Annotated in this window: 21 protein-coding genes; 11 read left to right on the top strand and 10 right to left on the bottom strand. The window is 67.3% G+C overall.

Translation table 11 applies throughout. From position 1 onward, the window contains the following. Window positions 1-140: 140 nt before the first annotated feature. Window positions 141-1,100: a LysR family transcriptional regulator gene (locus HWX09_RS05915; protein ID WP_027782728.1), complete on the top strand. Its 960-nt coding sequence runs from the start codon at window positions 141-143 to the stop codon at window positions 1,098-1,100. Between the two features lie 90 nt (window positions 1,101-1,190). Here HWX09_RS05915 and HWX09_RS05910 read toward each other — a convergent pair whose 3' ends face one another. Both HWX09_RS05910 and HWX09_RS05905 read right to left on the bottom strand, forming a co-directional pair. Continuing rightward, window positions 1,191-2,072, bottom strand: coding sequence for a hypothetical protein (locus HWX09_RS05910; RefSeq protein WP_230469085.1), 882 nt, complete (start codon window positions 2,070-2,072; stop codon window positions 1,191-1,193). Between the two features lie 172 nt (window positions 2,073-2,244). Next, window positions 2,245-2,967 (bottom strand): haloacid dehalogenase type II, encoded by a 723-nt coding sequence (locus tag HWX09_RS05905; RefSeq protein WP_027782730.1) that lies wholly within the window; start codon window positions 2,965-2,967, stop codon window positions 2,245-2,247. 478 nt (window positions 2,968-3,445) lie between these two features. Here HWX09_RS05905 and HWX09_RS05900 point away from each other — a divergent pair, with 478 nt between their 5' ends. Next, the gene (locus HWX09_RS05900) at window positions 3,446-5,695 is read left to right on the top strand and encodes an EAL domain-containing protein (RefSeq protein WP_027782731.1); all 2,250 of its coding nucleotides are present in this window, start codon (window positions 3,446-3,448) and stop codon (window positions 5,693-5,695) included. Window positions 5,696-5,718: 23 nt separating this feature from the next. Here HWX09_RS05900 and HWX09_RS05895 read toward each other — a convergent pair whose 3' ends face one another. From HWX09_RS05895 to HWX09_RS05880, 4 genes are all read right to left on the bottom strand, one after another. Then, complete coding sequence (locus HWX09_RS05895; RefSeq protein ID WP_027782732.1) at window positions 5,719-6,771, bottom strand: PleD family two-component system response regulator; 1,053 nt, start codon at window positions 6,769-6,771, stop codon at window positions 5,719-5,721. A 67-nt stretch (window positions 6,772-6,838) separates the two neighbouring features. Then, entirely contained in the window at window positions 6,839-7,843 is a 1,005-nt protein-coding gene (locus HWX09_RS05890; RefSeq protein WP_027782733.1) for a chemotaxis response regulator protein-glutamate methylesterase, read from the bottom strand. A gap of 199 nt (window positions 7,844-8,042) precedes the next feature. Further along, window positions 8,043-8,384: a hypothetical protein gene (locus HWX09_RS05885; RefSeq protein ID WP_155257316.1), complete on the bottom strand. Its 342-nt coding sequence runs from the start codon at window positions 8,382-8,384 to the stop codon at window positions 8,043-8,045. 152 nt (window positions 8,385-8,536) lie between these two features. Beyond that, a complete protein-coding gene (locus HWX09_RS05880; protein WP_027782734.1) occupies window positions 8,537-8,761 on the bottom strand; it encodes a hypothetical protein in 225 nt (74 codons plus the stop codon). Between the two features lie 267 nt (window positions 8,762-9,028). On the opposite strand from HWX09_RS05880, the gene HWX09_RS05875 reads away from it, so the two are divergent. The 3 genes from HWX09_RS05875 to HWX09_RS05865 are packed head-to-tail and all read left to right on the top strand — an operon-like array spanning window position 9,029 to window position 11,707. Beyond that, on the top strand, window positions 9,029-9,718 hold the full coding sequence (locus HWX09_RS05875) for a DUF969 domain-containing protein (protein ID WP_027782735.1): 690 nt from the start codon (window positions 9,029-9,031) through the stop codon (window positions 9,716-9,718). Next, entirely contained in the window at window positions 9,715-10,665 is a 951-nt protein-coding gene (locus tag HWX09_RS05870) for a DUF979 domain-containing protein (RefSeq protein WP_027782736.1), read from the top strand. The genes HWX09_RS05875 and HWX09_RS05870 overlap by 4 nt, the downstream gene beginning before the upstream one ends. A 19-nt stretch (window positions 10,666-10,684) precedes the next feature. Next, the gene (locus HWX09_RS05865; RefSeq protein WP_027782737.1) at window positions 10,685-11,707 is read left to right on the top strand and encodes a DUF2891 domain-containing protein; all 1,023 of its coding nucleotides are present in this window, start codon (window positions 10,685-10,687) and stop codon (window positions 11,705-11,707) included. Between the two features lie 109 nt (window positions 11,708-11,816). Here HWX09_RS05865 and HWX09_RS05860 read toward each other — a convergent pair whose 3' ends face one another. After that, window positions 11,817-14,036 (bottom strand): TonB-dependent receptor, encoded by a 2,220-nt coding sequence (locus tag HWX09_RS05860; RefSeq protein WP_027782738.1) that lies wholly within the window; start codon window positions 14,034-14,036, stop codon window positions 11,817-11,819. Between the two features lie 321 nt (window positions 14,037-14,357). Between HWX09_RS05860 and HWX09_RS05855 the strand changes: the two genes are divergently transcribed. Beyond that, window positions 14,358-15,419, top strand: a complete 1,062-nt coding sequence (locus HWX09_RS05855; protein WP_027782739.1) for an asparaginase — start codon at window positions 14,358-14,360, stop codon at window positions 15,417-15,419. A gap of 58 nt (window positions 15,420-15,477) precedes the next feature. On the opposite strand, the gene HWX09_RS05850 is transcribed toward HWX09_RS05855, so the two are convergent. Beyond that, window positions 15,478-16,452 (bottom strand): LysR family transcriptional regulator, encoded by a 975-nt coding sequence (locus HWX09_RS05850; RefSeq protein ID WP_027782740.1) that lies wholly within the window; start codon window positions 16,450-16,452, stop codon window positions 15,478-15,480. Window positions 16,453-16,593: 141 nt separating this feature from the next. Here HWX09_RS05850 and aspA point away from each other — a divergent pair, with 141 nt between their 5' ends. After that, entirely contained in the window at window positions 16,594-18,000 is a 1,407-nt protein-coding gene (gene aspA / locus HWX09_RS05845; protein WP_027782741.1) for an aspartate ammonia-lyase, read from the top strand. 113 nt (window positions 18,001-18,113) lie between these two features. Continuing rightward, on the top strand, window positions 18,114-19,619 hold the full coding sequence (locus HWX09_RS05840) for an amino acid permease (protein ID WP_027782742.1): 1,506 nt from the start codon (window positions 18,114-18,116) through the stop codon (window positions 19,617-19,619). Between the two features lie 74 nt (window positions 19,620-19,693). On the opposite strand, the gene HWX09_RS05835 is transcribed toward HWX09_RS05840, so the two are convergent. Then, window positions 19,694-20,377 (bottom strand): phospholipase, encoded by a 684-nt coding sequence (locus HWX09_RS05835; RefSeq protein ID WP_027782743.1) that lies wholly within the window; start codon window positions 20,375-20,377, stop codon window positions 19,694-19,696. Between the two features lie 259 nt (window positions 20,378-20,636). Between HWX09_RS05835 and vapB the strand changes: the two genes are divergently transcribed. Both vapB and HWX09_RS05825 read left to right on the top strand, forming a co-directional pair. Beyond that, window positions 20,637-20,879 carry a type II toxin-antitoxin system VapB family antitoxin gene (gene vapB / locus HWX09_RS05830; protein ID WP_027782744.1) on the top strand — a complete coding sequence of 81 codons (243 nt, stop codon included), beginning with the start codon at window positions 20,637-20,639 and terminating at the stop codon, window positions 20,877-20,879. Beyond that, the gene (locus HWX09_RS05825; protein ID WP_027782745.1) at window positions 20,876-21,283 is read left to right on the top strand and encodes a type II toxin-antitoxin system VapC family toxin; all 408 of its coding nucleotides are present in this window, start codon (window positions 20,876-20,878) and stop codon (window positions 21,281-21,283) included. Before vapB ends, HWX09_RS05825 begins: the two co-directional genes overlap by 4 nt. A 116-nt stretch (window positions 21,284-21,399) precedes the next feature. On the opposite strand, the gene HWX09_RS05820 is transcribed toward HWX09_RS05825, so the two are convergent. Beyond that, on the bottom strand, window positions 21,400-21,627 hold the full coding sequence (locus HWX09_RS05820; protein WP_080681244.1) for a hypothetical protein: 228 nt from the start codon (window positions 21,625-21,627) through the stop codon (window positions 21,400-21,402). A gap of 57 nt (window positions 21,628-21,684) precedes the next feature. Between HWX09_RS05820 and HWX09_RS05815 the strand changes: the two genes are divergently transcribed. Continuing rightward, the gene (locus HWX09_RS05815) at window positions 21,685-24,072 is read left to right on the top strand and encodes an MCP four helix bundle domain-containing protein (protein WP_027782746.1); all 2,388 of its coding nucleotides are present in this window, start codon (window positions 21,685-21,687) and stop codon (window positions 24,070-24,072) included. Window positions 24,073-24,088: the final 16 nt, after the last annotated feature.

Here is a 24,088-nt window from a genome sequence, read left to right as displayed (position 1 = left end):
GCCGCGGCTCGTGGTCCGCAGGTCACGGTCGAGTATAGTTATGCGCAGATTCATGATGTACCGATAAAGAAACCGGTTGGATGTGCATTTATGCATATCGATAGCCGGCCCGGAGACGCCCGCCCTTTTTTCCCTCGCCGATGCGACATGCCACCGAGCCGGTTTCCGGCAACCTGAACTGGGACGACCTGCGCTTTTTCCTCGAAGTCGCGCGCACGCAGCGCGCGAGCGGCGCCGCGAAGCGGCTCGGCGTCGACTACACGACCGTCGCGCGGCGTATCCGCGCGCTCGAGGCCGCGATGGGCACGCTGCTGTTCGACAAGTCGCGCTCCGGCGGCTTCACGCTGACGGCCGAAGGGCAGCGGCTCGTCGCGTATGCGGATGCGATGGAGACGACCGTGCAGTCCGCGTGCGACCAGGTCGCGAACACGGGCGCGGCGCTGTCGGGCCACGTGCGGATCGGGTCGACCGAAGGGTTCGGCTGCTTTTTTCTCGCGCCGCAGCTCGCGCGGTTCCGCGCCGCGCATCCGCACGTGACGGTCGACCTGCTGCCGGTGCCGCATTTCGTCAACCTGCCCAAGCGCGAGGCCGATCTGGCGATCACGCTCGAGCGGCCCGAACGCGGGCCTTACGTGGTCACGAAGCTGTGCGACTACCAGTTGCGGCTCTATGCGACGCGCGACTATCTGGCGAACCACGCGCCGATCGCGTGCACGGACGATCTCGCGCGGCACGCGTTCATCAGCTACGTCGACGATCTCGCGTTCAGCAACGAGCTGCTGTACCTGGACCGCGCGGTGCCCGGCGCGACGGCCGGGCTGCGCACGACGAGCGTGATCGCGCAGTTGTTCGCGGCGCTGCAGGGCGGCGGGCTTGCGATCCTGCCGTGTTTCATGGCGGCCACGCAGCCGGCGCTGGTGCCGGTGCTGCCGAACGACGTGGTCGTCACGCGGTGTTTCTGGCTGACGTGCCGCGAGGATCTGCGCAAGCTGCGGCGCGTGACCGCGTTGTGGGACTACCTGCGTGCGGCGGCGGACGCGAATCGGGCGTTGTTGTCGGGAGAATCGGGGATGCTGCGATTCCTCGGCGAGCCGGAATAGCGGTGGACGGGCATGTCGCGACGGCGGTGTGATGATCGAACTGGATGCGATAGCCGCGCAGGGGCAGGCGGTCGCGATGGAGTCGGCGCGTTAGGCCTTGCCCGCGGGCGCGTAGTAGATTCGCCCGATATCCGTGTCGCGCGCCTGGCCGTTGCGTTCGGCCTCGGTGCACGTAGCCAGGAAATCGACCGTGCACAGATCCGCGCGTCCCAGCGCCTTCAGGATGCTCGACGTGCGCCACGCCGGCAGCCAGTCGGACCACGACAGCCGCACGCCCAGGAGCAGCGCGAGCAGGATGCCCACCGTGAGCGGTCCGCCCAGCAGCATGGCCAGATCGAGGCCCAGGTCGGAAAAGCCGCCGTCGCTGGTCCATAGCACCAGGGCCATGATCGGTACGAGAAAGCAGTTCATGCCGATGAACGACCATTTCCACGCCAGCCCGAGGTCGCGCGTCAGGCCGGCCAGCCCCGTGTCGCTGCACGCATGATCCATGACCATGCGGTGCCGGTCGGGGGACGACAGCGCGAGCAGGCGACCGCGACGATCGACCACCGCAACCACGTCGTCGCCAACGTCGAAGCACTGGCCGCCAAGGAACCCGCGGTATGTTTTGCCGCCTGTTTCGATTTCGACCGGAAGCTTCGCGAACAGGATCTTGCCGTTCTTCCCCACGGTCACGTATGCGTTCGCCGACACGAAGGTCCTGGTCTCGCGCATGTTCGCGTACGACCACGTCGCCGGATGCTCGACCTTGTCGGCTGCGGCATTCAACCGGGCCAGGACGAGGTCTTCATCGGTTTGCTGAAACACCAGCGCATTGGCTGCGGCACCGTTGCCGGTGAGTGCGGCCATGATCGGCACGGCGCTGTGCGTGAACCAGTAACCCAGCGATTTCTTTCGGGCTTCGCGGTCGACGGGCGGTACCTGACGGCTCCCGGCACTGTCCTGGTCGGGGCGCTCGAGAAAGCGCAACGCGGTCAGTTTGCCTTCGACGAGACGCAGGGGGGATGACATGGGGCAGGTGGCCGCAAAGGGACAGGGTTTGCGGAGTCTACCAGCCGTCTGCGTTTGTGCACGACGCGCCGCTCCGCCGGCGCTGCTTCGCGGCCGGCAGCGCTCCGCGATCGCGCACCTGTCCCGGCATTCAACCCGGGCAACCCAGCCGATCCGCGAGTTCGTTCAGATCCCTGACGTCGAAATCCCACGCATCGTCGGCTTGCAGGTCGGTCGTCTGGCCGGGCCCGTGCTCGGTCGGTCGCGGCACGAACGCGGTCGACAGCCCGAGCCGGCGCGCGGCGGCAAGATCGCCGTTGTGCGCGGCCACCAGGCACAGCTCGGCCGGCGCGAGGCCGAGAATCTCGACCGCTTCGGTATAGACGGCCGGCGACGGCTTGTACGCGCGGGCAACCTCGGCGCCGAGAATCGCGTCCCACGGCAGCCCGCCGTGTTTCGCGACGTCGACCATCAGGCGGATATTGCCGTTCGACAGCGGCGCGATGATGTAGCGCTGCTTCAGCCGCTGCAGCCCGGCGACGGAATCGGGCCACGGATCGAGCCGATGCCACGCGAGATTGAGCGCGTCGATGTCGGCATCGGGCACGTCGTCGATCCCGAAACGGTCGAGCGTGCGCACGAGGTTCTCGCGATGCAGCACGTCGAGCCGCACGTAGCGGCGACGTCCGCTGCGGATTTCTTCCATCGACGGCGAATACTCGGCGCGCCACGCATCGGCGAACGCGAACGGGTCGAGCGTCGGCGCGTGGCGCTCCAGGAATGCGGCGGCGCCGCGTGCGACACCGCTTCTCCAGTCGACGATCGTTCCGAAGACATCGAAAACGAGCGCCTTGATTTCGGCAGGGTTCGTCATGGTGATCCAGTGAAGGTCGTTCGACGGGGTTCACATCGCCGTGCCGCCGGATGGCGCGACGTCGGTTCGACGGACATTGAATCACGGATACGAAAACGCGGCCCGGGAAGCCGCGATGCGTGGCGTGGTATTCCCGTCGTGGCGCGGGTTGCTGCCGCGCGTGCGCGTGCCGATCGATTTCCCGGCCGAGCCCCTCCGGAAGGATCGACGGGCGGCGGGCCCGCGCCTTCGTGCAGCGCAGCAACCTGGCGTCGCACCGGCCGCCGCCTGCGAGCTTCGCGGCGACCGAGCGTATCCCCTGATGGAAGCAGGTATGCCGATCGTCACGGATTGGTGTTAAATACATTTCGGCGCGTCCTGGCACGGCGCGCAAACGGGGCGCACCGGGCATCGGCGTAAACCCGGAGCGGGACAGGGGCACGAAATCGATAACGAATCGGGCGCATCAGACCCGATCGGACAGACGGCAGGATTCATCTTGAATACCGAACCGCAAAGTTCTCGCTACAGCCTCGGGCTCGCTGCGGAAGTCCTCGCATCCGAGCAGAGCGTACTGAGGCTGATCACACGCAACACGCCGCTGCCGGAACTGTTGTCCGAAGTTTGCCGGCGTGCCGAGGCTTTGCTCGGCGACGGCGCGTCGTGCACGATCCTGCTGCTCGATACGGACGGCGTGCACATGCGCGTCGGCGCGGCGCCGTCGCTGCCCGCACAGTACAGCGCGGCGATCGACGGCGCGGCGATCGGGCCAGCGGCCGGCTCGTGCGGCACCGCGATGTACGAGCGCCGGATGGTCGCCGTCGAGAACATCGAAACCGATCCGCTGTGGGCCGACTACCGCGCCATTGCATTGCCGGTGGGCTTGCGCGCGTGCTGGTCGGTGCCGTTCATCGACGATGCCGGCGTCGTGCTCGGCGCGTTCGCCATCTATCACCACTGGCCGTGCTGCCCGAGCGACGAGGAAACCGCACTGTTGCGCGATATCGGCAACAGCGTCGGCCTCGCGGTGCACCAGGACCGGATCGCGCGGCAGCTCGCGCGCAGCGAGGAACATCACCGGCTCGTCGTCAACAGCCTCAACGAAGGGATCCTCGTCGTGTCGCGCGACGGCGTCGTGGTCGCGAGCAATCCGAGCGCGAACCGGATGATGCGCGTGAAGCGCGACCCCGTCGGCCGCCGGCTGTCGACGGTGATCCTGCGCAAGCTGCACGAAGACGGCACGCCGATCGCGCCGGACGACTGGCCGAGCCGGATCGCGCTCCTGACGGGCACGCCGCAGCTCGGCTACACGGTCGGCTTCGGCCTCGCGGACGGCGACATCATCTGGGTGCGCGGCAACGCGGTGCCGATCGTGAAGCCGGGCGAGACGCAGGCCGACTCGGTGCTGGTGTCGTTCAACGACATCGGCCCCGTGCGCGAAGCGCAGCAGCAGTTGCGGTATCTCGCGACCCGCGACGCGCTGACGGGCCTCTACAACCGCCGCTGGCTCGGCGACCGCATGCGCGAGCTGTTCGGCGAGCACGATGCGGCGGCCGGCCCCGCGCGCGTCGCGATCCTGTTCATCGATCTGGTCGGCTTCAAGAAGGTCAACGACACGGCCGGCCACGACGCGGGCGACGCACTGCTGCGCAGCGTCGCGGCGCGGCTCGCGGCCTGCGCGGACGGCCGCTACGCGCTCACGCGCGTCGGCGGCGACGAGTTCGTGATGCTCGTCGACGACTGCGACGATCCCGAGCGTCTCGCGGTGCTCGCGCGGGAGGTCATCGAGGCGATCGCGAAGCCGTTCGCGGTCGCGAACAACGAATACTGGCTCGGCGTATCGATCGGGATCAGCGTCGCGCCGCGCGACGGCGACGACGCCGTGACGCTGATGCGCAACGCCGATTCGGCGATGTACGACGCGAAGCAGCGCGGGCGCAACCACTTCACGTTCTTCACCGCCCAGCTCAACCTGCGGCTGCAGCGCCGCTTCGCGATCGAGCAGTCGCTGCGGCGCGCGCTCACGTCGGACATGCTGCGGCTCGCCTATCAGCCGGTCGTTGATGCGCGCAGCGGCCGCACGGTCGGCGCCGAGGCGCTGCTGCGCTGGACGAGCCCCGAGCTCGGGCCGATGTCGCCGGCGGAATTCATTCCGGTCGCGGAAGACACGGGGCTGATCGTCGCGATCGGCCAGTGGGTGCTCGAAACCGCGTGCCGGCAGGCGGCCGAGTGGCGCCGCACGATCGCGCCGGACCTGATGCTGGCCGTCAACCTGTCGCCGCGGCAGTTTCACGAAGGGCTCGTCGAATCGGTCGCCCGCTGTCTCGCGCAAACGCGGCTCGATCCCTCCGCGCTCGAACTCGAGATCACCGAAGGCGTGCTGATGAACGACACGGATACCGTACTGCCGATGCTCGAAGCGCTCGCGGACATGAACGTGCGGATCTCGGTCGACGATTTCGGCACCGGCTATTCGTCGCTCGCGTACCTGAAGCGCTTTCCGCTGCACAACCTGAAGGTCGACCGCTCGTTCGTGTCGGGCGTGCCCGATCATCACGACTCGGTCGCGATCACGCAGGCGGTCGTCGCGATGGCCCATTCGCTCGGGATGAAGGTCACGGCCGAAGGCGTCGAGACGCAGGCGCAGTCGTGGTTCCTGCAGCAGATCGGCTGCGACATGCAGCAAGGCTATCTGTTCAGCCGCCCGCTGGACGCGAACGACTACGCGCGCCGGCTAGGCGCCGCATAAGCGCGCGCTCGCCTGGTGTCCCGCTAGCGCGCGCCGAACCCGCCGGCGCCCGGCGGCGGATCGATCTCGACCCGGTTCTTGCCTTCGTGCTTCGCGCGATAGAGCGCGCGGTCGGCCGCCTCGATCAGGAGTGTCGTCGGCAGGCCGGGCGCGGGCACGATGCTCGCGCCGCCGATGCTGATCGTCACGGTGTGGTTGCCCGTCGACGAATGCGCATGCCGCAGTCGCAGCGCCTCGACCGCGAGCCGGATCTTCTCGCCGAGCAGCCGCGCGGCGCCCGGCGACGTGGCCGGCATCACGACCGCGAATTCCTCGCCGCCGAAGCGCGCGGCGAGATCGCCCGATTGCCCGAGGCAGCGCTCGATCGTCGACGCGATCTGCTTGAGCACGCTGTCGCCCGACACGTGCCCGTACGTGTCGTTGTACAGCTTGAAGTTGTCGACGTCGATCATCAGCAGCGACAGCTCGCTGCGCTCGCGCGTGCCGCGCCGCCACTCGGCGGCCAGGTATTCGTCGAGATAGCGCCGGTTCGCCAGCCCGGTCAGGCCGTCGGAGTGCGTGAGGCGCCGCAGTTCGAGATTGGCCTCGAGCAGTTGCTGTTGCGACTGTCGCAGCGCACGGTAGGCTTCGTCGCGTTGCAGCAGGTTCATGTACGAGCGCGAGTGGTAGCGGATGCGCGCGACGAGCTCGATGCGATCGGGCAGCTTGACCAGATAGTCGTTCGCGCCGGACGCGAACGCGGCGCTCTTGATCACCGGTTCTTCCTGCGTCGACAGTACGATGATCGGCACGTCGCGCGTCGCCGGATTCGCGCGGTACGCCCGCACGAGGCTCAGCCCGTCGATGCCCGGCATCACGAGATCCTGGAGGATCACGGTCGGGCGCGTCTCGATCGCGGTGGCCATCGCGTCGTCCGAGCGCGGGCAGTAGTGGAAGTCGATGCCTTCCTCGTCGACGAGCGCGCGCCGCACGGCCTCCGCGACGATCGTCTGGTCGTCGACCAGCAACACCATCGCCGGCGTGTCGGCGGGCGACGCGGTCGGGCCGCCCGGCGGGCGAGTCAGGTCAATCGTCATGGGCGATGCGGATCGTTGCGGTCGTTGCAGGGGCAGGCATGGGCGTTGCGCGCGGTCATCGTCGGGCTCAGATCCGCGCGAGCGCCGCCAGCTCGCCCGCGATGCGCCCGAGCGGCAGGATCGCACGCGCCGCGCCGAGCGTCGCGGCCGCCTTCGGCATTCCGTACACCGCGCTCGTCGCCTCGTCCTGGGCGATCGTATGGTAGCCCTTCATCCGCAGCGCCTTCAGGCCGATCGCGCCGTCGCGTCCCATCCCCGTGAGCAGTACGCCGATCACGCGGCCGGACCAGTGCTCGGTCAGGCTGTTGAAGAACACGTCGACCGACGGTCGATACGGTGTGGCGGCTGGTTCCCGCGTGTATTCGAGCGTGCCGGCGCGCGTGATGCGCAGATGATCGTCGGTCGCGGCGAGCAGCGCGACGCCCGGCTGCGGGCGGTCGCCTTCGCGCGCGACGCGCACGGCGAGCCGGGTCTGACCGTCGAGCCATTGCGCCATGCCTTCGGCGAACGCGCGATCGACGTGCTGCACGATCACGATCGGCGCATTGAAATCGGCCGGCAGGCTGCCGAGGATCGACGCGAGCGCGCCGGGGCCGCCGGCCGAGGCGCCGATCGCGACCAGCGGGCCGCCGCCGCCGCGCGCGGCCGCGCCGGCGACGCGCGTGCCGCCCGGCACGTCGAGCAGGCGGCCGATCTGGTCGATCTTCGCGAGCAGCAGTTTCGTCGTGTCGCCGGCGGCGCCGTCGCCGAGTTGCGGCGTGTCGACCGCGTCGAGCGCACCGGCGCCCATCGCTTCGAACACGCGCCACGCGTTCGCGCCGATGCAGCTCGTCACGATCAGGATCGCGCACGGTCGTTCGGAGCGCATGATCCGCCGCGTCGCTTCGATCCCGTCGAACTTCGGCATGATCAGATCCATCAGCACGATGTCGGGCGGCTGCGCGGCGCACAGTTCGACGGCCTGCGCGCCGTCGGTCGCGACCCACAGCACGCGGTGCTCGGGCCGTCGCGCGATCGCGCGGCGCATCGCCTCGACGGCAAGCGGGAGGTCGTTGACGATGCCGATGTTCACAAGCGGAATTCTCCGGTCGGTTCGTAGTGTTGGAGGTGGGCCGGGTTCATGGAGGGGGCTGCCTGTTCGGCGCTGCCGGGCGGCATCGGCGGCCGGACGGCGCGGCATTCTTTTGGTTGACGACGCCCGAATGCTGTCATGCAGCGCGGGCGGCGGCAATCGAAAAATGTGCGCATGATGCCGTTTCAGTGCGTTTCCTCTATGACTGTGCCGCATTGCCTGCAAGCGGGCCAGTCGATCCTGTCCGGACAGGCCGCAAAAGTCCGCATGTTACCGTGCCGGCATCGACAAAAAGAAAGGGGAGAACCGGATGAGCGCGCCTGAAACCCTGCTCGTCGTGCGCCGCGCCCCGTTCGCACCGATCGTGATCGGGCGCGACGGCTGTTTGCTGTAGAGGATCGACGGCGAAAGCGGGCACGCGTCGTTTTATCGCGATCGTCCGGTCGAACGCGATGCGGAGCGCGAGCGTTATTTCAGCGCGATATTTGCCGGCCGCGACGAGGTCGAAGCCTTCATGACGGAACGCGATCGCGCCAGCCACGGCGCGGTGGCGAACTTGCCGAGGCGCTTCACGCAGGCCGGCTACCGACAACCGCGCGAGGGCCGGGGGGTTTCGGTACGGGCGCGGGCACGGGCGCGCCGGCCGCGTAGAGGCCGTATCGGGCCGTAGAAGGCAGCGGACGCGCCGCACCGTCAATGGCTGCGCGCGTAGCCCTGGATCAGTGCGCGCATCATCCCTTCGACCGTCGCGTCGCGCAGGTCGCCTTCCTGCTCGGCTTCCTCGACGAGCGCGGCATAAGCGGTCGCGAGCGTCACGCGGTCGACTTCATGGCGTTGCTCCATCAGCGTCACCATCCCGTCCTTCGCCAGATGAGCGGAGAACGCGCGGCTGCCGATGGTCTGGAATACGTCAATCATGGCGACTCTCCCGTACGTTGCGGATGCTTTTCAGTGTAGTCGGCGGCGCGGAGCTGCGCCACGCGGGCCGGCCCGATTCGTCCGACGAAATGCGGCCGACACACGGCGCGGGCACGGTATCCGCCGGCTTCAACGTTTACCCGAACCGGCAAATCGTCGACTTTTTATCGATAAAGTCTCGTGTTAGATTTTCGCCGACCGAGCCCGATGCAAACCGGGCCGACAGCGCGTTGCCGGCGTGCCGCGCGTCCAACACAAGGAGGGGAAATGCTGGTGCTGATTGGGGTGCCGATCGTCGTGATCGGCTTCGCGCTGCGCTTCAATGCGCTGCTGGTGGTCACGATCGCGGGGCTCGCGACAGGGCTGGCGGGCGGGTTGAATCTCGTCGACATCGTCAGCGCGTTCGGCAAGGCGTTCGCCGAGAACCGCTACATGGGGCTGATCTGGCTCACGCTGCCGGTGATCGCGCTGCTCGAGCGCAACGGGCTCAAGGAGCAGGCGAAGCGGATGATCTCGCGCGTGCATGCGGCCACCACGGGCCGCGTGCTGATGCTGTACTTCGTGCTGCGCCAGGCGACGGCCGCACTCGGTCTCACGTCGCTCGGCGGCCACGCGCAAATGGTGCGGCCGTTGATCGCGCCGATGGCCGAGGCCGCCGCGGTCAGCCGGCACGGCGAGCTGCCCGAGTCGGTGCGCCAGCAGATCCGCGCGCATGCGTCGGGCGCCGACAACGTCGCCGTGTTCTTCGGCGAGGACATCTTCATCGCGATCCAGTCGATCCTGCTGATCAAGGGCTTTCTCGAACAGAACGGCATCTCCATCGAGCCGCTGCACCTGTCGGTGTGGGCGATCCCGTCCGCGATCGCCGCGCTGCTGATTCACTGCACGCGCCTCGCGCTGCTCGACCGCCGGCTCGCGCGCGGCTTCGGCCTGGTGAAGCAGGAGGGCGCGCGATGATCGGCCTCGAATCGCTGTACACGCTCGCGGGGCTGATGTTCGCCGCGTTCGCCTACTTCAACCTGACGGACCGCACGAACCCGCGGCGCGTCGTCAATTTCGCGTTCTGGGCCGTCTACGCGGTCACGTTCCTGTTCGGCGCGCTGCTGCCGCATTTCGTCATGGGCTGCCTCGCGATCGCACTCGCGCTGATCGCCGGTTCGGGCAAGCTCGGCCGCGGCCAGTCGGACGAGGCCGGCGAAGCGGCGGCCGTGCGGCGCGAGACGCTCGCGCAACGCTTCGGCAACCGGTTGTTCCTGCCCGCGCTGCTGATTCCGGTCGTCACGCTGATCGGCACGTTCGCGCTGAAACTCGTGCCGTTCGTCGACCCGAAGAGCGTGACGCTGATCTCGCTCGTGCTCGGCACGATCGTCGCGTTCGTCGTCGCGCTCGCGATGCTGCGCGATTCGCCCGTGCATGCGCTGAAGGAAGCGCGTCATACGATGGATGCGGTCGGCTGGGCCGCGATCCTGCCGCAAATGCTCGCGGCGCTCGGCGCGTTGTTCGCCGTCGCGGGCGTCGGCGGGGTGGTGTCGGGGCTCGTGAAGGAGTGGGTGCCGATCGATTCGCCGTTCGCGGTGGTCGCGGCCTACACGGTCGGCATGGCGCTGTTCACGATGATCATGGGCAACGGCTTCGCCGCGTTCCCGGTGATGACGGCCGGCATCGGCCTGCCGCTGATCGTCCACCAGTTCCACGGCAACCCGGCGATCATGGGCGCGATCGGGATGCTGAGCGGCTTCTGCGGTACGCTGATGACGCCGATGGCCGCGAACTTCAACATCGTGCCGGCGGCGCTGCTCGAACTGAAGGACAAGAACGGCGTGATCAAGGTGCAGTGGCCGACGGCCGTGCTGCTGCTGGCCGTGAACACGCTGCTGATGTATGCGTTCGTATTCCGCTTCTGACTCGATGGACGAGATCCTCATGACCGACCGACTCACCCCCGAACTCGCGTCGAAATTCGCGTCGCTCGCGCTTGCACACCTGACCCGCGAATATCCGAACAAGCTCACGCATGCGCTCGAAGGTCCGCACGACGTGCAGGGGCCGCGCGCATTGCACCCGATCTTCTACGGCAGCTACGACTGGCACTCGTGCGTGCACGGCTACTGGCTCGTGCTGCGCGTGCTCGAACGCTACCCGGCCTTGCCGGAAGCCGAACGCATCGTCGCGATCGTCGACGCGCATTTCACCGACGCGAACGTCGCCGGCGAGCGCGCGTATCTCGCGCTGCCGCACAACGCCGGCTTCGAGCGGCCGTACGGCTGGGCGTGGCTGCTCGCGCTCGCCGCGCAGCTCGAGCGGCTCGCGCTGAAGGGCGTGCTGCCGCAGGCCGCGCGCTGGGCGAAGACGATGGCGCCGCTGGCCGACCTGTTCGTGTCGCGCTTCGAGACTTTCCTGCCGAAAGCGACCTATCCGCTGCGTGTCGGCACGCACTTCAACACCGCGTTCGCGCTGGCGCTCGCGCTCGATTTCGCCCGCGACACGCAGCGCGACGGGCTTGCCGCGCTGATCGTCGATGCCGCGAAGCGCTGGCACCTGAATGACGTCGCATGCCAGGCGTGGGAGCCGTCGGGCGACGAATTCCTGTCGCCCGCGCTGATGGAAGCCGAACTGATGCGGCGCGTGCTGCCGGCCGCCGAATTCGACGGCTGGTTCGCGCGCTTCCTGCCCGATCTGGCGCTCGGCGAGCCCGCGACGCTGTTCGAGCCGGCGACCGTCAGCGACCGCAGCGACGGCAAGATCGCACACCTCGACGGGCTGAACCTGAGCCGCGCGTGGTGTCAGCGCTCGCTGGCCGGCGCGCTGCCGGCAGGCGATGCACGGCGCGCGAAGCTGCTCGACGCGGCCGACCGGCATCTCGCGAGCGCACTCGCGCACGTGGCCGGCGACTACATGGGCGAACACTGGCTCGCGACGTTCGCGTTGCTCGCGCTGGACGCGTAGCGCGCGGAACCACGCCGGCGGCAAGGCCCTGGGCGCGCGGCTATACGCGCCGCTTGGGCCGCTCGGGCCGCATCGCGCCGCGCGTCACGCCCGCCCGTCGCCGGCGGCGTTACTGATAGAAGTTGAGCGTGACCATCGCCGAACGGCCCGGCGCCCACGTCGCGTAGATCGGGTACGCGCTCGCGTAATACTGCTTGTCGAACAGGTTCTGCACGTTCAGTTGGACGTCCATCGTCTTGTTCACGCGCCACGTCGCGGCCGCGTCGAAACGTGCATAGCCGGGCGTCCACTTCTTCGTCGTCGCCGACACCGACGCATAGGTCTGGCTCATCACCGTCGCGCCCGCGCCGAGCGTGAGCTTCGGCATCACGTCGTAGCTCGTCCACAGCGTGAAGTTGTGCTTCGGCACCATCACCATCGGCAGGCCCGATGCGCCCGGGCTGCCGGGCCCGGCGTCGGTCGTGATCGCGTTCAGGTATGAATAGCCGCCGAACACGTGCCACTTCGGTGTCAGGTTGCCCGCGAAGCCGAATTCGACACCGCGCACGCGCTGCTTGCCCGCGTTGACCGTGTGGCCGAGGCCATCGCTGACGCGCGCATTGGTCTTTTCGGTCTGGAACAGCGCCGACGTCAGCGACAGCTGATCCTGCAGCACGTCCCACTTCGCGCCGATCTCGATGTTGCGCGCGCGCTCGGGCGCGAGGTCCTGGTTGGTCGCGGTGATCTGGTCGGTGCCGCCGCCGAGGCCGCCGTTCGAGCCCGGCGGGTTCGACGACGTGCCGTACGACGCGTACAGGCTCACGTTGGTCACCGGCTTGAACACGAGACCGAACTGGTAGCTGAACAGGTTCGACGTGTTCGACAGGTCGGCGACGCCGGCCTGCTTGCCGGTCGTGTCGTAACGGTCGAAACGCAGCCCCGTGTTGAACTGCCAGCGCTCGGACAGCTTCACCGTGTCGAAGAGGTACGCGGACACGGTGTCGGTGCGCGTGTTCGTCGTCGGGCCGGGGAAGCCCTTGTCGCCGTTCAGCACGATGCTGCCGGTCCACGGCCTGTTCGGGTTCCAGCCGCCGGCGAGCGGCGTGCAGTTGCCGGCCACCGCGCATGGGCTGTTCGAGCGGATGTTGTTGCCGGCCGAATCCGACACGAGATAACCCTCGTAGCGCGCCTGCTCGTGGCTGAACTCGACGCCGGCCGTCATCGTGTGCTTCATCCCGAACAGGCTCGCGCTGCCGGTCACTTCCGTCTGGTTCGAGAAGCCGTTGAGCGCGTACTTGCCGCTCTTCGCCTGCAGCCCGAGCATGGCCGGGTTCGATGCGAGGATCTGCGGGTTCGTCGCGACATAATCGAGCGTCGAGCGGCCGAACATCGTCGTGTTCCTCAGCTTCCACGCGTCGTTGATCTTGTGTTCGACGCGAATTTCGCCGGTGTCGGTCTGTCCGTAGCGATAGTCGCGCGTGTTCAGCCCGAAGAACTGCCCGCGATCGGTCGGCACCGGCGTGCCGCCCGATGCGCGAAACGGCACGCTGAAGTCCGGCATGTCGTACGAATTCATGTGGTAATAGCTGACCGTGACCGTGGTCGGCGTGTTCAGCCCGAACACGATCGACGGCGCGACGCCCCAGCGCTTGTTGTACACGTCGTTGCGGCCGGCCTGGTTCGCGTCGTGCCCCATCACGTTCAGGCGCACGGCCGTCGTGTCGTTGATCTTGCGGTTCGCGTCGACCGTCGCACGCTTGTAGCCGTCGGTGCCGAAGCCGATGCTGCTGTTGATGAAGTTGTCGTTCTGCGGCGTCTTCGTGACGATGTCGATGCTGCCGCCCACCGAGCCGCGGCCCGCGTAGACCGAATCGGGGCCCTTGATCACGCTGATCTGCTCGACCGCGAACGTCTCGCGGTTCTGCAAGCCGGAGTCGCGCATCCCGTCGACGAAGATCGAGTTGCGCGATTCGAAGCCGCGGATCACCGGACGGTCGGCCGACGGGTTCGCGGCCGCATCGCCGCCGAGGAACGTAATGCCCGGCACCGAACGCAGCGCGTCCGCGAACGATGTGACGTTCTTTTCCTTGATCAGTTGCTCGGGGATCACCGTGACCGAGCGCGGCGTATCGAGCAGCGGCGCGGTGAACTTGTACGAGGGCGAGCGCTTCATCTGCATGTCCGACAGCGCGGACGACTGCACGGCGATGGTCGGCAGCGGCGCCGGTACGTCGGCGGCGGAAACGGAGGCGGGAGCGGTTTCGGCGGAGGCGAGCAGCGGCGTCAGGAAAACGGAGCAGGTCAGTGCCGATACGAGGGTGCGAGGCCTCGTCTTGAACTGGGCAGGCATATCGGGAAGCAGCGGAAGGTTCGGTGATCGGTGCGTTTTCTCGATGGCGGCGGGGCACGCCCGGCACATCGGAAAACGTCAATGTAAATGCGTATGATTCGCGTTTGCGTCCGCAATTCTACGGATTGGTGTCAAATATGTAAACGATTGAATGGTTTTTGTACTAAATCGGTCGGGCTTTCGTGGGGGCGACCGGCTTTGCATTGTGTGCAACACCGCTTTCCATGCCAGGGCCGACGCGCGGCGGCGACGACTCGCTACACTGCCGTACCGGTTGGACGGGCCCCGGCATCAGGCCCCGGAGCAAGGAGACAGAAGAGGATGGACACCCCACGCGCAGCGGTCGTCACGTACCGCGGCAAAGCGATCGAGAACACGCACGTCGCCCATGTGGCGGTAGTCGACGCACGCGGCCGGCTGCTGGCCCGGTTCGGCGATCCGTTCCGGATGACGCTCGCGCGGTCGGCGGCCAAGCCGGCCCAGGCGCTGTCGGTGATCGAGACGGGCGCGCCGGAACGCTTTGGCTTCGACGACGCGGACATCGCGCTGATGTGCGCGTCGCACAGCAGCGAGGATCGTCACATCGAACGCACGCGCGCGATGCTCGAGAAGGTCGCCGCGCGCGAATCGGATTTGCGCTGCGGCGGCCATCCGCCGTTGTCCGACGCGGTGTACCGGTCGTGGATCAAGCGCGACTACACGCCGACCGGCGTATGCAGCAACTGTTCGGGCAAGCATGTCGGGATGCTGGCGGGCGCGCAGGCGATCGGCGCCGCGATCGCCGATTACCATCTGCCCGACCATCCGATGCAGGTGCGCGTGAAGCAGGTGGTGGCCGACGCGTGCGGCCTGCGCGACGACGAAGTCGAATGGGGCATCGACGGCTGCAACCTGCCGACGCCGGCGTTTTCGCTGGATCGGCTGGCGCGCCTGTACGCGTCGCTGGCCGACGGCGCGGACGCGGCGGAAGCTGGCGGCGCGCTCACCGATCGCGTGCGTGCACTGGCGCGCATTCACCGCGCGATGACCGCCTATCCGGAACTGGTCGCGGGCGACGGGCGCTATTGCACGGTGCTGATGAACGCGTTCGGCGGGCAGGTGGTTGGCAAGCTCGGCGCGGATGCGTGCTACGGGATCGGCGTGCGCGCGTCGGAACGCACGCGGCAACTCGGCGCGGATGGTGCGCTCGGCATCTCGGTGAAGATCGAGGACGGCAATCTCGACGTGCTCTACATGGTCGTCAGCGAAATCCTCGAGCGGCTGCGGATCGGCACGGCCGAGCAGCGGGCGCAACTGGCCGGTTTCCATCGGCCGCCGATGCTCAACACGCAGGGCGTCGAGTTCGGGCACGCCACCTTCCCGTTCGAATTGCAGGCGGCCTGAACGCGCCCGCCGCGCCGATACCGCCGGCCCGCGATGCCGGGCCTCGCATCGGCGCGCGCTATGCGCGAGTGTCGCGAATCTTCGCCAGTTCCCGATCCGACAGCTCGCCGATCTGCGCGAGGTGCTCCGCGAGAAAATCCTTCAGCACGCGCAGCTTCGCCGAGCTGCGCCGGTTCGCCAGATACGCGATGTAGATGAATTCGCCGGTCAGCCGGTTCTGCAGCCGGTAGCGCGGCAGCACGGCTTCGAGCTGGCCGCTCGCGAGCAGGTCGCGCACCAGCCAGATCTCGAATTCCGCGATGCCGAGCCCCGAGCAGGTCGCTTCCAGCAGCAGCTCCGAATGGTCGGTGACGAGATTGCCTGCCGGCAGCACGCTGTGCTGCGTGTCGCCGTTCACGAGAGCCCAGCGCGGATCGCCTTCCGGGTGCACGTAGCGCAGGCAGTTGTGGCGCGTCAGGTCGTCCGGCGTCGCCGGGCGCCCGCAGCGGTCCAGGTAGCCGGGCGTCGCGCACAGGATGCTGTCGTTGCGCGACAGCCGGTGAACGACCAGGTTGTCCAGGTAGTTCTCGCCTTCGTGGATGTCGAGGTCGAAGCCGCCGGCCACGAGATCGTTGTGGTTGTCGGTGAGCCGCACGTCGAGCTGGATCGTCGGATAGCGCGCCAGAAACGGCGCGATCAGCGGCGCGAGATGACGGCGGCCGAACGCGACCGGCGCCGTGAGCTTCAGCGGGCCGCTCGGCTGCGCGTTCAGCTCGGCGACGACGCGCAGCGTGTCGTCGAGATCGGCGATCAGCGTGACCGCGCGCTCCAGATAGATATGACCGGCTTCGGTGAGCGTCACGCTGTGCGTCGAGCGGTGCAGCAGCGCGACCCCGAGCGCCTCCTCGATCGCCGTCACCTTGCGCGCGACGGTCGACGTCGACACATGCATCTCCTTCGCGACCGCCGAAAAACTCCCCGTTTCGACCACGCGCACGAACGCGCGCATCGCGCCCAGATGATCGATGCCGGTTTCTCTCGCGCCTTTTTTCATTCAATTCTCGCTGTTGCGTCCCACGCAAAACCGCTTTCGATAATACAGAAGGGAGCTTGTTTTTGCAAAGGCATAGAATGCGAACCCGTCGCGTCGGCAAGCGGCGAACGACGAGCGGCACGAGACATCCAGGAGGGCACGATGACCGAAAACGGCTTCCGCGTCGAAGCGGATCTTTTAGGCAAACGAAGTATTCCGGATGCCGCCTATTACGGCGTCCACACGCTGCGCGCGAAAGAGAATTTCGATATTTCCGGCCGCACCATTGCGTCGCTGCCGTATCTCGTGATGGCGCTCGCATCCGTGAAGGAAGCGGCGGCCGACGCCAATTGCGAACTCGGGCTGCTGCCGCGGCCGTACCGCGATGCGATCGCCGCCGCATGCGTCGAGATCCGCGAAGGGCGGCTGCACGACCAGTTCGTCGTCGACGTCATCCAGGGCGGCGCCGGCACGTCGACCAACATGAACGCGAACGAGGTGATCTGCAACCGCGCGCTCGAAATCATGGGACACGCGCGCGGACAGTACGAGTACCTGCACCCGAACGAGCACGTCAATCTCGCGCAGAGCACCAACGACGTCTATCCGACCGCGATCCGGATCGCGACGTGCTTCGCGGTCGAACATCTGCTCGAAGCGATGGCGCGACTGCGCGATGCGTTCGCGGAGCGGGCCGACGCGTTCGCCGGCTTGCTGAAGCTCGGCCGCACGCAATTGCAGGACGCGGTGCCGATGACGCTCGGCCAGGAATTCTCGACCTACGCGGTCATGCTGACGGAAGACATCGCGCGGCTGCAGGAGGCCGGCTGGCTGATTCGCGAGATCAATCTCGGCGCGACCGCGATCGGCACGGGCATCACCGCACATCCGCAGTACGCGGAGAAGGCGCTGGCCGCGCTGCGCCGTATCACCGGGCTCGACCTGAGCACCGCGCCGAACCTGATCGAGGCGACGCAGGATTGCGGCGCGTTCGTCCAGGTGTCGGGCGTGCTCAAGCGGATCGCCGTCAAGCTGTCGAAGATCTGCAACGACCTGCGGCTGCTGTCGAGCGGCCCGCGCGCGGGCTTCGGCGAGATCAACCTGCCGCCGGTGCAGGCCGGCTCGTCGATCATGCCGGGCAAGGTGAATCCGGTGATCCCGGAAGTCGTCAACCAGGTCGCGTTCGAGGTGTTCGGCAACGACCTGACCATCACCTTCGCGGCCGAGGCCGGCCAGCTTCAGCTCAACGCGTTCGAACCGGTGATCGCGAGCGCGCTGTTCCGCAGCTTCAGCCACCTGACGGCCGCCTGCACGACGCTCGCGCAGCGATGCGTGAGCGGCATCACCGCGAATCCGGAGCGGCTGCGCGAGACGATGGAGCGCTCGGTCGCGCTCGCCACCGCGCTGAATCCGTACATCGGCTACAAGCGCGCGACCGCCGTGGCCGCCGAAGCGCACGAGAGCGGCAAGTCGATCCGCGAAGTCGTGCTGGATCACCAGTTGATGACCGACGCGCAACTGGACGAGGCACTGCACCCCGAAGCGCTGATCCGGCCGCGCGCGTACTGATTCCGGCCGTGCGGCGCCGGCCCATGCCGCCGGCGGCCCGCGCGCGGCTGTTCCCCGCAGATTCCCCGCAGCGCCCTCGACGGGCGCGATACATCAAGAAACGGAGACACACCATGAAGCACGCCAGCGAGCGCCCGGCCGAGATGGCCGGCGGCGCGGATTCCCGTCATGCCGACCGGGATGCGATGTTCGCGTCGCACGAAGCCGGCTACGAGCAGAAGTTGAAGCCGCGCCACGTGCAGATGATCGCGATGGGCGGCGCGATCGGCACCGGCCTGTTCCTCGGTGCGGGCGGCCGCCTGCAGAGTGCGGGGCCCGCGCTGGCGCTCGTGTATCTCGTGTGCGGCATGTTCGCGTTCCTGATCATGCGCGCGCTCGGCGAGCTCGTGATGCACCGGCCGACCAGCGGCAGCTTCGTGTCGTACGCACGGGAGTTCATGGGCGAGCGCGCGTCGTTCGTCGCCGGGTGGATGTACTACCTGAACTGGGCGACGACCGGCATCGTCGACATCACCGCGGTCGCGATCTACATGAAGTACTGGGCCGTGTTCACCGACGTGCCGCAATGGGTGTTCGCGCTCGGCGCGCTGGGGATCGTGTCGGTGATGAACATGATCGGCGTGAAGGTGTTCGGCGAGATGGAGTTCTGGTTCTCGATCGTCAAGGTGGGGACGCTCGCGCTGTTCCTCGCGGTCGGCGCAGTCTTTCTCGCGAGCGGACACCCGGTCGCGGGCCAGATGCCGGGGCTGCATCTCGTCGCGGATCACGGCGGGATCTTCCCGCACGGGATCCTGCCGGCCGTGCTGATCGTGCAGGGCGTCGTGTTCGCCTACGCGAGCATCGAGCTCGTCGGCGTCGCCGCGGGCGAGACCGCCGATGCGCGCAAGGTGTTGCCGAAGGCGATCAACAGCGTGATGTGGCGTATCGCGCTGTTCTACGTCGGCTCGGTCGTGCTGCTGACGATGCTGCTGCCGTGGACCGCGTACAGCGCGCACGAAAGCCCGTTCGTGACGTTCTTCAGCAAGCTCGGTGTGCCGTACGTCGGCACGGTGATGAACGTCGTGGTGCTGACCGCCGCGCTGTCGAGCCTGAATTCCGGCCTCTATTCGACCGGGCGCGTGCTGCGCTCGCTCGCGATGGGCGGCTCGGCGCCGCGCTTCGTGTCGCGGATGAACGCGCGCGGCGTGCCTTACGGCGGAATCCTCGTCACGGTCGCGGTCAATGCGATCGGCGTGCCGCTGAACTACATCGTGCCGGCGCAGGCGTTCGAGATCGTGCTGAACATGGCGTCGCTCGGAATCATCACGACCTGGGGCTTCATCGTGATGTGCCAGATCCTGTTCCGCCGCGCGGTCAATCGCGGCGAACTGAGCCCGGTGTCGTTCCGGATGCCCGGCGCGCCTTTCACGTCGTGGCTCACGCTCGGGTTTCTGGTCACCGTGCTGGTGCTGATGGCGTTCGATTATCCGGGCGGCACGTGGACCGTCGCGATGATTCCGGTCGTCGTGCTCGCGCTTGTAATCGGCTGGAAGCTGGCGAAGCGCGGGGCCGTGCGCGAGCAGGCGGCGGCGATGTCCGCATCCGCGCGTGCCGTTGCCGAGCCTGCGCAGAACGTGTAATGCCGTGCGTCTCAGGCGCCGGTCCGTTTGCGGGCCGGCGCCTGCGGTGCGTTCGGTTCAAGTTCGGTTCCCGTTCAGCTCAAGCCGACGCGCTCGGCGACCCAACGGCCGAAATCGCCGGCCATCTCCGCGGTCAGCTCGTGTCCTGCCGCATACCGCCGCGTGTCGTGCGCGACGCCGAGCGCCGTGAGTTTCGCATCGGCCTTGTCCGCCCACGCGACGGGCAGCTTGTCGTCGAAGCGGCCATGCACAATCAGCGCGTGAAGCGGCCGTAGCGCATCGCGCGGCGCGATCAGCGGATCGATTTCCGGGAGGATGCGGCCGCACAGCACGGCGAACGCGCTCACGTCGCCCGGCGACGTGAGGCCGACGCTCGCGCTCATGATGCCGCCCTGGCTGAAGCCGGCGATCACGGTCGCCAACGCGGGGGGCGCGCCATCCCGCGCGCGGAGTGAGTGCAGCAGCGTGATCAGTTGCACGCGGCTCTCATCGGCACGCGCCGCATCGATTTCAGGGCCGTTCGGGCCGAAACGCACCGGAAACCATGCATGCTGATTGGGCCCGAACGTGAGCGGGCCGCGCAGGAACGCGATTTCGATGCGCGGATCGATGGCGTCGGCCACGTTCAGCAGGTTGGTTTCGTTGCCGCCGACGCCGTGCAGCAGCAAGAGGCGGCCGGCCGGGCGGCCGGTGGCCGGACGCGGCAGATATCGAAGGCCGGAATCGGGATCGGTGGTCAGCGGCAGGGCGTCGGTCATTGCGTGGGTCCGAAAGGGAACGATGCGACAGTCTAGAGCGGGCGGATCGGGAGGGGAATCGCCGCGAAGGGATTGATTATTTCCTCATGGGAACGAATCGGGGCTGCGGTTCGTTGCGGGAACGGATCGCGACGTCACGCGGCCAGGTATGGGCCGGACACCCCGACAATTCCTCGACAGCAGGCCGATCGGACGACTCGTCATTCTCGCGTGCAGTTGATAAAATAGATACGTTTTGTAGATACGTAAGGGCGCGACGATGGATACGGCAAAGATCTTCAAGCATGGCGGCTCGCAGGCGGTCCGGCTGCCGAAGGATTTCCGCTTCGATACGGCCGAGGTGCGCATTCGCCGCCATGGGGCGTCCGTCATTCTGGAACCGGTGCCGCAGGACTGGGCATGGCTGACGCCGCTGATCGGCCCGGTCGATGCCGACTTCGAGGCTGCCGCGACCACGCAGCCGTCCGCTCAGGAGCGCTCGGGCCTGGATGTGTTCGAATGAAGTTCCTGCTGGACACCAACGCGGTGATCGCCATGCTCAAGGGCGAGCCGGCAATGCTGGCCCGTCTGCATGCCTGGCAGCCGGCCGATTTCGGGATCCCGGCGATCGTCGCGCATGAGCTTTATTACGGCGCGTACAAGAGCCAGCGAGCGGCAGCGAACGTCGCGCGTGTCGACGCGCTTCAATTCGAGGTCGTGCCGTTCGACACCGAGGATGCACAGCATGCGGGTGAAATTCGTGCGCATCTGATCGCGGCCGGCACACCGATCGACCCTTACGACGCGTTGATCGCGGGGCAGGCACGCGCCCGGCACCTGGTGCTCGTCACGCACAACGCCCGCGAATTCGCGCGTGTTCCGCGGCTGCAATTCGAAGACTGGCTCACCGAACCGAGCGAAGGCTGAACGGCGGATCATGCAGCGGCGACATCCACGAACCTGCCGGGCGAACGCCGCATCGACTATTAAAAAATACCAAAACGAACCGGCTCGCCGATAATGCGCAAACGTTTTACCGGCATTCAATAAAACGGATTTTGCGGAGCATGAATAAAACGATGAATATCCGCCATTCCGGCGATGCGTCGAGTGCTGCGGCCATACCGGGTATGGCGGCGCGAAGTTAACGGCAAGTCCGCGAAAAACTTTAGGTTTTTCCCCTCGCAATTATTCATTTCAATTTCCTCAATGAACGATTGATTTTCGGTCATCGGACAGTCATACACCATCCCCGATAATTCGCCGCTCATATTCTTTCATTAGACCAAAGGGCGATCGAAGCCGGATCGCTGCGGGGAGCTGTACTCATGACCATCCGTCATCGCATTACGCTGCTAGTCGTCCTGACGTTCTTCGCGCTGTCCGCGATTGGCATCTATGCCGTGTACCAGACGCGCAAGAGCGCATCCGAGGTGCGTCAGGTCACCCAGGGAATCGTGCCGAGCGCGCTCGCGTCGGCGGATCTCGTCGCCGATGTGAAGAACATCCAGATCGCGACGATGACGCTCGTCTACGCGCCCGACGCGAATACCGCCGCGCAGGCGCGCGACGAGCTGAAGGCGAAGCAGGCCGCATTGCGCGCCGCACTCGACGCGCAGGCGAAATCGGCGGTCGGCCGCGCGCAGGAAGGGCTCGTCACGCAGGCGAAGGACAGCGCCGCCAATTACTTCGCGGCGATCGACGACACCGTGAAGATGAAGGCGGACGGCAAGGCCGAGATGGCGCAGGCCTACCTGTTCGCGAACGTCGCGCAGTATCGCGACGAACTCGAAAGCATCGTCGACACGCTGCGCGTCGAGAAGAACCGCCAGAAGGACGACGCGATCGGCGCGTTGAACGGGATGCTCGCGACCACGGCGACCGCGATCGCGGCCGTCGCCGGCACGGTGATCGTGCTGCTGACCGCGCTCGGCTTCGTGCTGTATCGCCAGATCACGCGCCCGCTGATCGGGATGCAGACGGCGATGAGCGAGATCGCGACGAGCCAGGATTTCACGCGCCGCGTGCCGGTGGGCCGGATGGACGAAATCGGCCATTCGATCGTCGCGTTCAACGGGATGATCGAGAAGATCCAGGAGAACGCCGCGCAACTGAAGCAGAAGACGGCCGACATCCAGGCGATGCTGCAGAACATGCAGCAGGGCATCCTGACCGTCGTCGAAGGCGGCGTCGTGCATGCGGAGTATTCGGCGTACCTCGAAACCATCTTCGAGACGAACGACATCGCCGGCCGCGAGCTGATGGCGCTCGTCTTCGACGATTCGGCGATCGGCGCCGACGCGCGTTCGCAGGTCGATGCGGCCGTGCACGCGTGCCTGGGCGAAGACAGCATGAACTTCGCGTTCAACGAGCACCTGCTCGTCAACGAAGTCGCGAAGCGGATGCCGGACGGCCGCGAGAAATGGCTCGACCTGAGCTGGTCGGCGATCACCGACGAGACCGACACGGTGGTGCGCCTGATGCTGTGCGTGCGCGACGTGACCGAGATCCGCGAGCTGACCGCGCAGGCCGGCGAGCAGCAACGGCGCCTCGAGATGATCGGCGAGATCCTGTCGATCAGCCAGGACAAGTTCCACGACTTCGTGCACAGCGCGAAGGGCTTCCTCAGCGAGAACGAGCGGATGATCCGCCAGCACGAGCGCGTCGATCACTCGATCGTCGCGGCGCTGTTCCGCAACATGCACACGATCAAGGGCAATGCGCGCACCTACAGCCTCCAGCACCTGACGAACATCGTCCACGAAGCGGAGCAGGCGTACGAATCGCTGCGGCGCGCGGACAGCGGCCCCGAATGGAACCGCGACGCGCTGATGGACGACCTGGCGCGCGTGCGCGAAGCCGTCGACCACTACGCGACGATCAACGCGGTCACGCTCGGCCGCGGCAGCGAGCCGGCGCAAAGCGGCGCCGATTTCCTGATGGTCGAGCGCGCGCACATCAGCGAGAGCTTGCGCGTACTCGACGGCGCCGATCCGGCGAACGCGTCCGACTGGCACGCGGCGCGCGATGCGGTGCGGCGCATGCTGAGCCAGCTCGGCACCCAAGGCATCGGCGAGGCGCTCGGCGGCGTGGTCGAGTCGCTGCCGTCGCTCGCGGCCGAGCTCGGCAAACCGGCGCCCGTCGTGCATATCGACAGCCACGGCCTGCGTGTGCGCACCGAGATCGTCGCGACGCTGAAGAACGTATTCATGCACCTGCTGCGCAATTCGATCGACCACGGGATCGAATCGTCCGACGCGCGGCGGGCAGCCGGAAAACCGGCGTCCGGCACGATCGACATCGCGGTCGGCGTGGGCGGCGGCGAGCTGTGGTTCGTGCTCGGCGACGACGGCCGCGGCCTCGCGCTCGACCGGATTCGCGGCATCGCGCGCGAGCGCGGCTGGATCGATGCCGACAACGAAGCGGCGCTGTCCGACGAGGATGTCGCGGAACTGATCTTCCGGCCGGGCTTCTCGACCGCGCAGGCGGTGACCGAGGTATCCGGGCGCGGCGTCGGCATGGACGCGGTGCGCAATTTCCTGAAGCGCGACGGCGGCGATATCGCGCTGCGCTTCACCGACGATCGCGTCGGCGCGCCGTATCGCGCGTTCGAGACGATCGTGTCGCTGCCGGCGCGCTTCGCGGCGGACGGTGCCGCGCATGGCGCCGGGCACGCGCAGCGGGCGCGCAGCGCGGATATCGGCGCAGCGGAGTGACGGCGTGATCGTGCAG

Source organism: Burkholderia sp. BCC1208 (genome assembly GCF_902833095.1).
GTDB lineage: Bacteria > Pseudomonadota > Gammaproteobacteria > Burkholderiales > Burkholderiaceae > Burkholderia.
Note: the sequence above shows the minus strand (reverse complement) of the source record. Positions and strands in the feature narration are given on the sequence as shown.